Raw genomic sequence first — 14,082 nt, 5'->3', positions numbered from 1 at the left:
GATGAGATCAACACAGCTTGCTCGTTTGGCTCTAAAACAAACCCGCTCTGATCTGCGCACCTTTGAGTGGCGAGCGTTACTGCTCGCCCTGTTTCTAGCCACGGCCCTATCCGGCTTTCTCACCCTGCTCGGTAATCAGTTAGAAAAAGGGCTTAGCCGCCAAAGTGCCGCAATGCTCGGGGCAGATCTGAGCCTCAGCGACAGCCAACCAATCACCGAGGCGTTACGCAAAGAAGCGGAGCAACGTGGTCTGCAATACACCGATGTTATCCAGTTTTCCTCGATGGTTAGCACCGATGAACAGATGTTGCTAAGCTCGATCAGAGCCGTCGATGACCCATACCCTTTGCGTGGCGAGATCATCACCGATCCACCCCAATCAACGCCGATCCCCGCACCAGGCACGGCTTGGGCCGAGCAATCGCTTTTAGAGCGTCTAGGTGTACAAGTAGGTGCGACTGTCGATCTCGGCTATGCGACGTTCACCATCACCGCGGCGGTACTCAGTTCGCCGGATCGCGGTACGGGCTTTCGCAGCTTCAGTCCTCAACTGCTGATCAACCATCAAGACCTTGCTGCCACGCAGGTGATCCAGCCCGGCAGCCGCATAGGCTATCGCACCCTATTCAGCGGTGCCGAAGCACCGGTGCGCGACTTTTATACCCGTCTGAATAGCGATTTGACCCCACAGCAACGGCTTTGGTCGGTCTATGCGGACCAGCCACTGGCCACCGGAGCACTGCAGAATGCATCCGGCTTTTTACGCATGACCTCACTCTTCGGTTTGCTGCTGTGCGGTCTACTGATCACCTTGAGTCTGCGGCGTTACAGCCATGCGCAATATCGTCGCAGCGCCCTACTGCAATGCCTTGGGCTCAGACCACAACAGGTGCTGCGTCTATATCTATTCAAGCTACTTCTGGGCTGGGCGAGTGCTGCTCTCGTGGGGATACTCGCCAGCGGCTTAGCTCTGCAACTAACCGGTTCGCTCCTACAAACGATTCTGCCATCCGGTCTACCTGCACCGAACTACTGGCTAATAGCAATCGGGCCGTTACTGAGCCTGACACTGCTAATACTGATCGGGTTTGCGCCGCTCATGGGCATCAGTCGAATTCCGGTCATGGGTCTGTTACGGCGAGATCAACTCAGCCATCAAGGGCTTAGCTGGCCCATTCGACTGATCATTCTGGCGTTATCTGGCGTTGTGATCACCCTTTATCTGGGTTCCGTCATTAATGCACTTGCTGCGATTCTGCTCACGGTGGCGACGATTCTGGTGGCGGGCCTCTGTGCCAGCCTGATGCTACCGCCACTAGGACGATTACTCGCCCGCCGTTTTCGACTCGGGCGCTTACTCAGTTACCGGTTACGACAGCAGCGCCAATGGCATCGTATCCAATTAGGGATTATGTGCCTGCTACTCACCCTATTCAGCAGCCTGCTACTCAGCCAGACGGAACTGGTTAATCGCTGGCGGGCGCAACTACCGGTCAATACGCCGAATCAGTTTGTGATCAACATCCAACCCTGGGAGCTGCAACCCCTTAGCCAATTCCTCACCGAGGCGGGCATCGATACCACGCTGTATCCTATGATTCGGGGACGCATCACCCTGATCAATGATCAACCACCCGAAGCGGTACTGAGCCCACAGCAGATGCAAAATAACGCGCTAAAAAGAGAACTCAACCTGAGCTGGTCAGCCACGGCACCGGCACATAATGAGCTATTGGCGGGGGATTGGTGGGCCAAAGACACCCAAGAGAGTTTGATCTCCATTGAGCAACAACTCGCCACGAATTTAGGTTTAACCTTGGGAGATAAAATCGGTTTTGAAGTCGCAGGACAAGCCTTTAGCGCTACGATTAGTAGTATCCGCAAAGTAGAGTGGCGTTCATTCCGGCCCAACTTCTACATGATATTCAGTCCTGGCGTGTTACAAAACTATCCACAGACCTATATCACCAGCTTCCGTTTAGGTGAGCAGCAAAGTGGACTCAGTCGTGAATTACTACGACAGTTCCCTTCGCTTACATTGATCGATGTCAGCCAATGGATTGAGCAGGCTAGCACGTTGATTGACCGCTTGATTCAAGCATCAACGCTGATTCTCGGATTAACGCTCAGTGCCGGCTTGGTCTTAGTGCAATTACTGGTTTATCAAGAACTGGAGCAGCGGCGCCATGAAAACGCCTTGCTACAGGTGCTTGGCAGCACCCCCGCACAGACGCGCCAATTGGATATCTTAGAGTTCGCCCTGCTCGGCTTCGCTAGCGGCATGATGGCCGCGCTACTCACCGAGATAGTGACCGGTCTGATCAGCTATCGGCTACTGGAGTTACCCATCATCCTACACCCCAGTATCTGGATCTTACTGCCACTCGCAGGCGCGGCACTGTTTACCCTCAGCACCCTAATCAGTCACCGCAAAAGTGGTTTCAGTCAGTTACAACGGCATTGATTTGGGCATCCTAAACCAGCCGCCTTTAAGCGCGACCCTACAAACCTAGGGTCGCCGACGGTTTCGCTTTAGGGTCATCCAATGAAGGTACGGGGAAGCAGCTAAAGATACGCTCTCCCGCTATCTTAGTGGTTAACTGCTGTTTAATTAAGTCAGCCCGCTGCTGCGCTAGATCAACTAATTGTTGTTGTTCCAGTGCGAGCAGCTCCTCCGCTGTAAACGGTTTTTTCCGTTCACTATTCTGTTCTTCTAGTGCCGCGCGAATCAACGTCAAATCTTGCTGCACCGCTTGGCCACAAATATTTAAACGCATCCCTTTACGCTCCGCCATCATCCCCTCAATCTTGGTCAGATAACCCTGAGCATAGTCATCTAACTCAACACCACCGGGAGCAAATACCACAGGATCTAGATTGATAAAGTTCCCTTCGCTCACCGCGCCTGCAGCTAGACTGATTAACGTGCCATAAGGTTGTAGCGACTTAAGCAAAATACTGAAGGCCGCTTTCTTGAGCCCCTTACCCGCTAACCGTGTAACCACGCTTTGCAAACCAAAGTCAGGGTCATCGAGCGACCCACTAATGGGAATATCCAGATCGATATTGTCGTCACCATCCTGTAACACCGAGATAGCCGTACCTAGCGGCATTGAGAGCTGCTTACTAAATTTAGCCATCTGCTGTTTATCAGCAGGCTCCACATCCAACCGATGAATCTTAATCTCGTTTTTACCGGTAATGTTGCCATCATCCAACTGACCGGAACTGTTCAGCGCCATCTGGCCATTTTGTAAATAGTAGCCCGTATATTCGATGCTGTAAGGACTTAATCGCGGCAGATCCAACTGTTTTAGCGCACCTTCCCAGTTGGCATTTGCACCACCACCCGCCATATCGGTGTCACCGCTCAGATCAAAAGTAGTGAAATTATTAAACTTCAAACCTAGTTCAAACTGCGCCGGTGTCCGGCTGCCGGTATCTAACCCAAGCAGTTGCGCCTTAGCGATTAAGATTTCAGAAGCAAACGGCGGTGTCGTGCTGTTATCCGTAAAGCTCACCTGACTCTCACCGCTAACCAGCAGCTTTTTCACCTGTACGCGCAACGCAGCCTCATCCGAGGATGGCGTATCAGCAGTATTACCCTCAGCCGCTGGGGTTAGACGACTCAACCCCGCCTGCAACCGAGTGACATTTACGGGTTGCTTCTCGGCACTCAATTGCTCTCGCACCTTAAGGTTCTGTAACTCAACCTGCGCAATAGTAAGATACTCGCCGAGGGTAAAATCAACGTCGCTGACGTTCAGATCCAGTTGCGCTAAGGTATCATCCACCTGTGGCGACACCATCAACCCCGCAGCACTCAGTTTGCCTAGCGTTATTTTTTTCGGCAGTGACAAGCCGATACCCGTCAGCCTAGCCTGCGTCAGGCTCACTAGTGTTTGATCTCCTTGCAACGCTTTTACGTCAACGCCACTCAGCGCTAATTGGCCCTTCTCACCCTGTATCGCCAACGGCTGTTGTTGCAATAACAGCGCAAGTTCTCCCTGCCAATCGATCGCGTTTACTTGAGCTTGAAGTCGTTCAGGCATTTGATAGCGCAGCTCGGCAGCCTTCAACTGACCGTCCAGATTAACCTTGTCGGCGCCTGTCGCATTGAAACTAACGGCACTACTGCCCTGCCAGCCAGCATCACTCAGCTGTACGTTCATCCCCTCGCCAACGACACCCAGTGTCGCTAACGTCAGATTCCCAGACACTCCAAGATTTTCCATGCCATCAGCGGTAAAATTCAGATCCGTATCGCCTTTCCAGTCGGCTTTACCCAGATCGACATGCATACCTTCGGCCTCTAAACCTAAAGCCGACAACGCCAACTGTCCCGACACGCCAATCTTATCGATACCGTTTGCAGCAAAGATGAGATCGGTATTGCCCTGCCAGCCAGCCCCTTTCAAGTCGACCTGCATGCCCTTCGCCATCAACCCTAGGGCCGATAGATCTAACTTCCCATCAACGTTGAGAGCCTCAGGTTTCCCCCCACTCATCGTGAAAGCAGTCTTGCCTTTCCAGGTAAGTGAACGCTGACTGACAGCCAAGCCTTCCTGCTTCCAAGCGAAATCATCAAGCTGAATATCACCACTCTGGCTAATACTAATCTGCTCACCCGCAACGATCGTTAACGTCAGGTCGGTTGAGAGCGTTGCCTGTAATTCAGGCACAAACGGTGCCGTAAATGGATGCAACGGCAGTTGCTCAAGTTTAAGGTGTAACTCAGACCGCTTGGTCTGCGGCAGTGGCTGCCCTTCGGTGTTCAGATTAAATCCGGCACCGTTGATCGCCCCCTGAATCGATAGATGGGTAATGGCGTCTTCCTGCCAAGTGTAAAAGGTATCTAGCGCCGCATTATCAATACGCAATCGATGATCGCCCTCTTGCAGCTGTGAACGCCAACTAAAATCAGACACTCTCACTCGTGCCAGACCAAACTGCCATGCAGAGGGTTCGCTCTCAACCTCTTCTACCGACGCCTCAGCAGAGTTCGGTAATGCAACAGGGCCAAGATAAAACTGTCGTTGTTCCGTCGACGTCTGTTCATGAAGATACAGGGCCACACCTTCGAGCGTCAGATCGCTAATCAAAATGCGCTGTTCAAATAACGCCGGGTAATCAATATCGACTTGCAACCGATCGAGCCGTAAGTCTGGTTGTTCGGGAGTAATGACCGCGACACCCGACAATGTCACTCCCCCAGTAAACCAATTGATTGATAAGCGATGAATGCGAGCTTCGCTGGCCCCCTGATCCAATAACCACTGAATGGCAAAGTCTCTACCCACCTGAACCGCAGTGTGTAACAGCAAAAAAATCACTAAAGCAGCGATAACACTGCCACGTAAAAAACCTTTTACACTCATAATCGGCCCATCTATTTGTCGATATATATTTGTATGATATTAGCAGTTTATCCGCGATTGAAGCGAAATCCTTTAGTTGCCCCGAGAACTAGCAACTTAATTCGCTAACCTAGATTTAACTATCCAGAAATAAACCTTGCTGGTAGTATAGGGCCCCGAATCGTTTAGAGAAGATGCCTTAAGGCACAGCAATGCGATTCATAACAGCTCTATCAATAACGACGGGTGAATAATCATGGCAAACCATGACGAAAACTTCCGTGACAGCTCAAGTCCTCTATGGATTGTGATCAACATTTGCGCTTTAGCGTGGACCTGTATGCCAGCAATTATTGGCTGGGTACATGTGTTGTAACAGTACGGTGAGCCGTTTCGGTTAGATATAAAAAAGGCCTTCATCTGAAGGCCTTTTTTATTGTCCAATGATTAATGTGTAATCGTCACCACACCATCGGCTGTTCCCATCAACACCACATCGGCGCCTCGTCGAGCAAATAACCCATTGGTGACAACACCAACGATGTTATTAATCTCCGCTTCTAGCTCCGCAGGCTGCTCAATCTCAAGACCGCGTAGATCGAGAATAATATTGCCATTATCGGTTACAAAATCCTCCCGAAAAACGGGCATGCAATCCAGTTGCACTAATCGACGAGCCACCTGAGAGCGAGCCATCGGAATCACCTCCACCGGCAGTGGAAACTCACCCAACAGATCGACTTTCTTTGTCTCATCCACAATGCAGACAAACTCTTTTGCTACATCGGCAACGATTTTTTCCCGAGTCAGCGCGCCGCCGCCCCCTTTGATCAGATTCAAACGGCCATCGAACTCATCCGCACCGTCAACATATACCGCCATCTGATCCACGGAATTCATATCATAAACGTCGATACCATGGCCTCGCAGTCGCTCAGCGGTGGCTTCCGAACTGGCGACTGCCGCCTCAAACAGATGCTTAATTTTGGCTAACTCATCGATAAAGAAATTCGCCGTAGAACCGGTGCCAACCCCAACGATAGAGTCACGACTCAGTTTTGGCTGGATATAGGCAACCGCCGCTTGGGCAACTGCTAGCTTCATCTCATCCTGTGTCATATTGTGTGAAACCCCGCATAAATGTCGATAACTGGCAGATATTATACGCAGATTAAGCGATATCTTATAGACGAAAACAACCTCAAGGATTACCATTTAATGCTTTATTCACACTGCCGCCCTTGTCGGACCGCAACAACACACTGAAAGCATCCCATGGCACATCGATATATAAAGAAAATTCTTGATGCCCGCGTCTATGATGCGGCTATCGAAACTCCACTCGACGAGGCGACGAGCCTCAGTAAACGACTCGGCAATCGAGTTTTGCTAAAACGGGAAGATCTACAACCGGTTTTCTCCTTCAAGCTGCGAGGCGCTTATAACAAGATGTCTCAGCTGACGGAAGAAGAGCGTCAGCGCGGCGTCATTGCGGCCTCTGCGGGCAACCACGCTCAAGGCTTAGCGATGTCCGCTAAAATTCTGGGCGTAAAAGCCACCATCGTTATGCCCAAAACCACCCCAGACATTAAAGTTAATAGTGTCAAAGCACGGGGCGGCAAAGTTATTCTGCACGGCGAAACCTTTGACGAAGCGTCAAAGCACTCATTTAAACTGGTTGAAGAGCAGGGTCTAACCTATGTTCATCCCTATGATGATGTGGATGTAATCGCGGGTCAGGGCACCATCGCCATGGAGCTGTTGCGCCAAGAAAGCGGCCCTATTGATGCGGTTTTTGTTCCCGTCGGTGGTGGCGGTCTGATCGCCGGCATTGCGGTGTATATCAAATACCTGCGTCCAGAAACGAAAGTCATCGGCGTAGAATCTGAAGATTCCGCCTGCCTTAAAGCCGCTCTTGAAGCGGGCGAGCGGGTTATCCTGCCTCAAGTAGGCATCTTTGCTGACGGCGTTGCCGTAGCTCAGATCGGCGAAAACACCTTCGATCTTTGTAAGCAGTATGTCGATGAAGTAATCACCGTTAACACCGATGAGATCTGTGCGGCCATCAAGGATATCTTTGAAGATACCCGTTCCATCACTGAGCCCGCCGGTGCACTCGCCGTCGCCGGTTTGAAAAAATATGTAGCTCGGGAATCAGCTAAAGATCAAACCCTGATTGCTATCGACAGTGGTGCTAACGTTAACTTTGATCGCTTGCGTCATATCGCCGAGCGTTCAGAGTTGGGTGAGAACCGAGAAGCCATTATCGCGGTTAAAATCCCCGAGCGGCCCGGCAGCTTCAAAGAGTTCTGCGCCGCACTGGGTAAACGGAATATCACCGAATTTAACTACCGCTATGCCAATGATAATGATGCGCAAATTTTTGTCGGTGTGCAGCTGCAAGCCGGTAATGATGCCCGCACGGAACTCCTCGATGAGTTAAAGTCGGAAGCCTATAAGGTTATTGACCTGTCTGATAACGAGATGGCTAAACTCCATGTTCGTTATATGGTGGGCGGCCATGCGCCTGCATCAGTGACCAATGAGATTCTCTATCGATTTGAGTTCCCAGAACGTCCCGGTGCTTTGATGAAGTTTCTAAAGAAACTCGGCGGTCGCTGGAACATCTCTATGTTCCATTACCGTAACCACGGCGCAGCCTATGGCCGAGTATTGGTCGGCATGCAGGTACCTGAAGAGGAACATCCACAGGTGACAGAATTCCTCGATGATATTGGCTACAGCTACTGGGAAGAGACCGAGAATCCAGCCTACAAGCTATTTCTTGGCTAAACTTCGGTCATGGCTGTTCAACCAAAAAACGCACCTTAAGGTGCGTTTTTTAGTTCCGGCATTTCCGGTGAATATTCAAATGTCTCTGACATAAACGCTTTCATAACAAACAGCACAATCGACACACAGCCCCACGTTAGCCCCACGACAACACCCAGATCGACGATCCCGCGCCAAGGCTGATCCAGCATATGAACCAGCTGTATCAACGCTAAAATACCGAGTAAAAGACAGTAGGTAATAATCATGCGCCGCCGCCGAATATCGAAAAAACCCATGCAAAACAGAGGAGCAAACACTAAACGGACAGGAGTCACATTATCTCGAAGATAAAGCAGCCGTGCCGCCACTCTAGGAGAGTATGCCCGCTGAAAGCCTTTATAACCCTCAGCAAATCCCATAAACAACACACTGATCGCTAACGCCACCCAGTGATACCAGTTTAATGAGAATGCAAACGTATCCAGCCCTATCGTTCCGATTCGGACAATGGCATTACCAAAGATAAAGGTAATACCGACAATACCCCATACAACAGCAAGATAACCCAACACAGCGATACCATTAGCAATTTATAAATAGGCTGGCGATTATAATTGATTCAGGGTTTTCTGACGATATAAAAAAGCCGACGCTTCATCACGAAACGTCGGCTTTAGCGGTCTGACATTCACTTAGGATCATGAGCAACTCATCATCACCCAGCCTGCCAGACTAAAGATACCGATTAGTAACCTTTTAAATGATCGATATATTCCGGCAGGAACAACGATATCTGCGGTATATAGGTAATCAGCATCAGGAACATCAACAACAGACATAACCATGGCAAGCAAGCTTTGATCACCCAGATCATATTCTTACCGGTGATACCCGCAGTCACAAATAGATTGAGCCCCACTGGCGGTGTCAACATACCGATCTCCATGTTGACCACCATGATAATACCCAGATGGATAGGATCGATACCCAGCTTCATCGCGATAGGGAACAAAATAGGCGCCATAATCAGCAGAATCGCCGAAGGCTCCATAAAGTTACCCGCAATCAGCAGCAGAATATTCACCACAATCAAGAAGCCCCATGCAGGCAAGCCCCACTGAACGATGATTTCCGCTATATGATGTGGAATCCGCTCAGTTGTCAGTACGTGCGCAAACAGCATCGCATTGGCAATAATAAAGAGCAGCATCAGCGAGACTTTAGACGCGTCCAGCAGCACTTTACGCACCTCTGGATGACGTGCAGATTTCGGAATCGCCCATAACATCTGTAATAGATTACGAACCGCTGCAGCCACAAGAGACTCATCACTATTACGCCATGCAATACCTTTCATCGGTCCGATATCACGATACCCCAACACCGATACCAGATAGGCATAAACCGCAGCCACCGCTGCCGCTTCAGTTGGACTAGCAATACCACCATAGATAGAACCCAGCACGATGATGATCAACATCAGCCCGCCGAGGGCAATCAAAAATGATTTACCCAGCTTCATCACGCCAGGAAACGGTTCTGCGGGTAGCTTCATAATCCGAGCGGCGATATAGATGGCGATCATCAAGATCCCCCCCATCATCAAGCCTGGAATAAAGCCCGCCATAAACATCCGCGATGCAGACACCTCCGTCGCCGCTGCATAGACCAGCATCACGATGGAAGGCGGAATCAAAATACCCAGCGTACCCGCATTGGCAATAACGCCCGCCGCGAACGACTCGGGATAACCCGAACGCACCATGCCGGCAATAACGATGGTACCGATCGCTGCAACCGTTGCTGGAGATGAACCCGATACCGCCGCAAACAGCATACAAGCCAGCACTGATGCCATCGCCAAACCACCACGAATATGCCCAACACTATCAACCGCAAAATTAATCAGCCGTTTCGCGACGCCTCCCGTTGAGAGAAACGCAGAAGAGAGAATAAAGAATGGAATGGCCAACAGGGTGTAGTGCTCTGATGTTGCTTCAAACAGCTTCAGCGAAATAGACGCCAAAGAATCGTTAGAAAACATCAGGATCGTTGCCACACTCGACAAACCGAGTGCGATGGCAATCGGCATACCCATAAACATACAGGCAAACAAGATTATAAATAGCGCCGCAGTAGTCATGGACGTCTCTCCTTATGACTGGCATCGGTATTATCCAACGCCGCCTTAGATTCAAGCTCCTGAAGCTCTTTAGCAATCGCCATACTATCTTCCGCTTCATCACTGAAGTTAAAGCCATCGACCTCTTTGGTGATCACCTTCCAGCCCAGTTGCAAGAAGCGCAACATCAGCATAGCGAAACCAATCACCAGAATGCTCATCGCCACCCATTTAGGCACCGGCATATCTTCCAACTCGATACCGATCATCTTCATCTTGCTGAGATAGATCCATGACCCATACAGAAAAAGCCCACAATAGATTAGGCACAATGCGATCGCTAACAGAGTAAAAAAGCGATGCGCTTTCGTGGGTAATAACTTAACAAACACATCAACCCCGATATGCGTTCCCACTTTGACGCCATAAGACGCGCCATACAGCACAAACCAAGCCGCCATCAACAGCGTCAGTTCCTGAGCCCAGTGGATACCCGTGTTAAATCCGAAGCGCATCACCACTTCGGCAAATACCAGTAGCGTCATCCCTACCAGCAGCAAGGAGAGAAACGCCTCTTCCAATTGCGTGACCAAATTACGAACCATAACGGCCCCCTTTAAAACAGCAGAACAAATACGTAAGAAACAACGCTGCTGTTTTTTTTAGCAGTGTGTGTGCGTCACAGGACAGCCTTGCAGCCATTCAGCAAGACCTGCCGAGCCGACGTGACTCTCCTGTGTAACCCCACCGAAAGACTACAGCAGGCATACACTGCCCGCCGTAGCATAAGAGTCTGACCTTCAATGAAGGTCAGCAAAGCCGATTACTGATTAGATGCTTCAGCGGCCTTGATTAGATCAGCACCGATATCATCAGAGAATTGAGCCCATACAGGCTTCATAGCACTAACCCACTGGGCGCGCTCTTCTGCTGTGATTTCAAGTACTTCAGAACGTTTAGAATCGATAATCGCCTGCTTATCACCATTCGCCTTTTCAGCCGCAATGCTGTTACCGAAAGCAATTGATTCATCCAACGCCGCTTTCAATTCAGTACGTAGATCATCATCTAAGCTATTCCAAAATTCAGCGGAGGTAACCACCATGTAATCCAGCAAACCATGGTTAGATTCGGTGATGTATGGCTGAACTTCGTAGAATTTCTTCGAGTAGATGTTAGACCAGGTATTTTCCTGACCATCGATAGCGCGAGTTTGCAGCAGGGTAAAGACTTCAGAGAATGGCTTTTTCAGTGGCACGGCATTAACTGCTTCAAACTGAGCCTGCAGCACATCAGATGTCATGATACGGAATTTCTTACCATCAACATCCGCCGGTACTTTAATTGGATTACTGGCAGACAGTTGCTTCATACCGTTATGCAGGTAACCCAGGCCCACGAGACCTTTAGATTCCAGCGATGTCAGCATCTTTTGACCATCCGGCCCTTTTTGGAAACGCTCGACGGCTTCCATATCCTTGAACAGGAACGGCAGATCGAACAGCTGTAAACTTTTAGTATATTTCTGAAACTTAGACAACGCTGGCGCAGCCATCTGCACATCGCCTAACAGCATCGCTTCGAGTACTTTGTTGTCACCAAACAGTTGTGAACTTGGGAATACGTTAACCTCAACCTTGCCAGGGAAACGCTCAGCTACCAACTCAGCAAACTTATTGGCCATCTGACCTTTCGGGGTATTTTCAGCAACGACGTGTGAGAATTTAATTTCAATCGGTGCAGCCATGACAGACGTTGCACCAAAAGTCAGGGCCATTGCCGTAACGGCAGCAGATAAAAGACGCATATTGCTTCTCCAGTTTTGTAATTATTCAGGCGCTTTTTTTGGGTCTAACAGCAGAACCCACGCTCATTTATTAACTCAGAGTGATAAAAGCAAGGAGCAGGCCAACCAATAAAAAACAAAACGATTAATTTTAATCCCTATAAAAAACAGTAACTTATAAAAATATACACTAACGACAAGAAACATCTTATTTTTGTCCAATGGGCGGCATTCCACCCATTCAGACACCACAAAAGGAGGGATTTCCACACATTCCGTCAGAGGCTCTCGCTCACCGTTGGCAGATTATTACTCAAAATGCTGACATAGGCAGTCGCCCCTCTCATCACAGCAAGGTATATTAGAGGCAAATTAGAGACGGACATTCGGATAATAAAACATGGCGATTCAAACAAAAGTAAACCTAAGCCTAGCATTTGTTTTTTTAATCGTTCTTATTACATCGGTATCAGTTATCTATCGAAGTGAAACAGTTCTCTCTTCTGATATCGCTCTACAAAACACACAAAATACCGCTGATGCCTATTTTGACAGTATCAATATCATGATGCTGAGCGGCGCCATGGCTAACCGTCAAACGCTACAATCAAAAATTCTCAGCAACCCCGACCTAACCGAAGCCCGTATTATTCGCGGCGAGCCGGTCGCATCCATGTATGGCGAAGGTACTCCTGATTCACATATTCAGGACGATCTAGATAAACGGGCGATGAATGGCGAATTAATTACCCTTGAATTAGATGATGAAGAGGGTCACCGCATGACCGTGGTGCGCCCGATGCGTGCTAGTTCAAACTATAAAGGCACTAACTGTCTAACCTGCCACCCTGTTGAAGAAGGTACTATTCTCGGCGCGGTTCGAGTGACCTATACGTTCGACAAAATTGACCAGCATATCCTCACCAATATTCGAAACATCGCATTAGTCGAACTCGGCTTGTTTATTGCGGCCCTGCTCCTCGTGGGCTGGATGATTCATCGTATCGTGCTGCAACCGATCAATAAAATGAATCAAACTATCCGTAATATCGAACAGAATGCCGACCTAACCCAGCAGCTGGAAATTACATCAAATGACGAGATCGGACAGATGTCCGCCTCTTTCAATAGTATGCTGCGGACATTCCATGACAGCATTAAACACGTTGTGCATTCGATCGATATGCTCGGACAGTGTAGCCAGCAGATTAGCGATGTTACCGAACTGGCTAATTCCGGTACAGCGAAGCAGATTAGTCGAGCAGAAGCCGTTACCAATGCCATGATCGCCATGGACGGAGCCACTCAAAATGTCTCAGCCACCGCCGATGTCACCATTAAAGCGTCTGACAAAGCCCTGCAGGAAACACGTAACGGCGTAGAGATTACCGCCGGCACCGTGAAAAAAATTGAGTCGCTGCAGCAGCAAATTAAACACGCCACCGATGTCATCGTTCAGTTAGAGCAGCAAAGCTATAACATTGATGCAGTGTTAAGCGTTATTCAGGACATTGCCGAACAAACCAACCTGCTCGCCTTGAATGCCGCGATTGAAGCTGCCCGTGCAGGCGAACAGGGCCGTGGCTTTGCCGTGGTGGCGGATGAAGTTCGCACGCTCTCCCTACGCACCCAGAATGCAACGGTGGAAATCAACGATATTATCGGCGCACTGCAACAAAATGCTAAGGGTGCGGCTCAGGTGATGGGCCAAGCCAGCGCAGAGACAGAATCAAATGTGACAGAGATACAGGAGACGTCAAAAGTCCTCTTTAATATTCAAAAAGAGATGGAATCCATCGCTGAAACCAACCACAGCATCTCCCAGTCGGTCAAACAGAGCGGTATCGCCACGCTGGAGATCGAAGGGGCGGTCAATGAGATCAACAACGGCAGCGAGCAAGCGAAAGACCGCGTGGTGCGTCTATCCGCGATTTCAACACAGATCAGTAAATTAGCCGACGAACTGGAAAAACGTGCTCGACAGTTCAAGCTCTAATCCGCTTTAAACGTAAAACGGCGACCCTGCAGGTCGCCGTTTTCTT

9 protein-coding genes are annotated in these 14,082 nt (G+C 49.5%); 3 read left to right on the top strand and 6 right to left on the bottom strand.

Going from position 1 to position 14,082, the window contains the following annotated elements; all coding sequences use genetic code 11:
• Position 1 precedes the first annotated feature (1 nt).
• Positions 2–2,464 carry an ABC transporter permease gene (locus KO512_RS16880; protein WP_215953519.1) on the top strand — a complete coding sequence of 821 codons (2,463 nt, stop codon included), beginning with the start codon at positions 2–4 and terminating at the stop codon, positions 2,462–2,464.
• A 37-nt stretch (positions 2,465–2,501) separates the two neighbouring features.
• Here KO512_RS16880 and KO512_RS16875 read toward each other — a convergent pair whose 3' ends face one another.
• Both KO512_RS16875 and rpiA read right to left on the bottom strand, forming a co-directional pair.
• The gene (locus KO512_RS16875; RefSeq protein WP_215953518.1) at positions 2,502–5,378 is read right to left on the bottom strand and encodes a DUF748 domain-containing protein; all 2,877 of its coding nucleotides are present in this window, start codon (positions 5,376–5,378) and stop codon (positions 2,502–2,504) included.
• Positions 5,379–5,804: 426 nt separating this feature from the next.
• Positions 5,805–6,476, bottom strand: a complete 672-nt coding sequence (gene rpiA / locus KO512_RS16870; protein WP_215953517.1) for a ribose-5-phosphate isomerase RpiA — start codon at positions 6,474–6,476, stop codon at positions 5,805–5,807.
• Between the two features lie 156 nt (positions 6,477–6,632).
• Here rpiA and ilvA point away from each other — a divergent pair, with 156 nt between their 5' ends.
• Positions 6,633–8,150, top strand: coding sequence for a threonine ammonia-lyase, biosynthetic (gene ilvA, locus KO512_RS16865; protein ID WP_215953516.1), 1,518 nt, complete (start codon positions 6,633–6,635; stop codon positions 8,148–8,150).
• Between the two features lie 35 nt (positions 8,151–8,185).
• Here the strand turns inward: ilvA and KO512_RS16860 are convergent, their stop codons facing one another.
• From KO512_RS16860 to KO512_RS16845, 4 genes are all read right to left on the bottom strand, one after another.
• Positions 8,186–8,704 carry a hypothetical protein gene (locus tag KO512_RS16860; protein ID WP_303493005.1) on the bottom strand — a complete coding sequence of 173 codons (519 nt, stop codon included), beginning with the start codon at positions 8,702–8,704 and terminating at the stop codon, positions 8,186–8,188.
• Between the two features lie 173 nt (positions 8,705–8,877).
• On the bottom strand, positions 8,878–10,275 hold the full coding sequence (locus KO512_RS16855) for a TRAP transporter large permease (RefSeq protein WP_215953515.1): 1,398 nt from the start codon (positions 10,273–10,275) through the stop codon (positions 8,878–8,880).
• Positions 10,272–10,859, bottom strand: a complete 588-nt coding sequence (locus tag KO512_RS16850) for a TRAP transporter small permease (RefSeq protein ID WP_215953514.1) — start codon at positions 10,857–10,859, stop codon at positions 10,272–10,274. The genes KO512_RS16855 and KO512_RS16850 overlap by 4 nt, the downstream gene beginning before the upstream one ends.
• A gap of 218 nt (positions 10,860–11,077) precedes the next feature.
• Positions 11,078–12,061 carry a TRAP transporter substrate-binding protein gene (locus KO512_RS16845; protein WP_215953513.1) on the bottom strand — a complete coding sequence of 328 codons (984 nt, stop codon included), beginning with the start codon at positions 12,059–12,061 and terminating at the stop codon, positions 11,078–11,080.
• Between the two features lie 379 nt (positions 12,062–12,440).
• Here KO512_RS16845 and KO512_RS16840 point away from each other — a divergent pair, with 379 nt between their 5' ends.
• Complete coding sequence (locus KO512_RS16840; protein ID WP_215953512.1) at positions 12,441–14,036, top strand: methyl-accepting chemotaxis protein; 1,596 nt, start codon at positions 12,441–12,443, stop codon at positions 14,034–14,036.
• Positions 14,037–14,082 lie beyond the last annotated feature (46 nt).

It is taken from the genome of Amphritea atlantica (assembly GCF_018860855.1).
GTDB lineage: Bacteria > Pseudomonadota > Gammaproteobacteria > Pseudomonadales > Balneatricaceae > Amphritea > Amphritea atlantica_A.
This window is presented reverse-complemented; position numbering and strand designations above follow the sequence as displayed.

Coding starts and splice junctions, on each gene's coding strand:
- KO512_RS16880 (WP_215953519.1), top strand. CDS start 2: ATGAGATCAACACAGCTTGCTCGTTTGGCTCTAAAACAAACCCGCTCT.
- KO512_RS16875 (WP_215953518.1), bottom strand. CDS start 5,378: ATGAGTGTAAAAGGTTTTTTACGTGGCAGTGTTATCGCTGCTTTAGTG.
- rpiA (WP_215953517.1), bottom strand. CDS start 6,476: ATGACACAGGATGAGATGAAGCTAGCAGTTGCCCAAGCGGCGGTTGCC.
- ilvA (WP_215953516.1), top strand. CDS start 6,633: ATGGCACATCGATATATAAAGAAAATTCTTGATGCCCGCGTCTATGAT.
- KO512_RS16855 (WP_215953515.1), bottom strand. CDS start 10,275: ATGACTACTGCGGCGCTATTTATAATCTTGTTTGCCTGTATGTTTATG.
- KO512_RS16850 (WP_215953514.1), bottom strand. CDS start 10,859: ATGGTTCGTAATTTGGTCACGCAATTGGAAGAGGCGTTTCTCTCCTTG.
- KO512_RS16845 (WP_215953513.1), bottom strand. CDS start 12,061: ATGCGTCTTTTATCTGCTGCCGTTACGGCAATGGCCCTGACTTTTGGT.
- KO512_RS16840 (WP_215953512.1), top strand. CDS start 12,441: ATGGCGATTCAAACAAAAGTAAACCTAAGCCTAGCATTTGTTTTTTTA.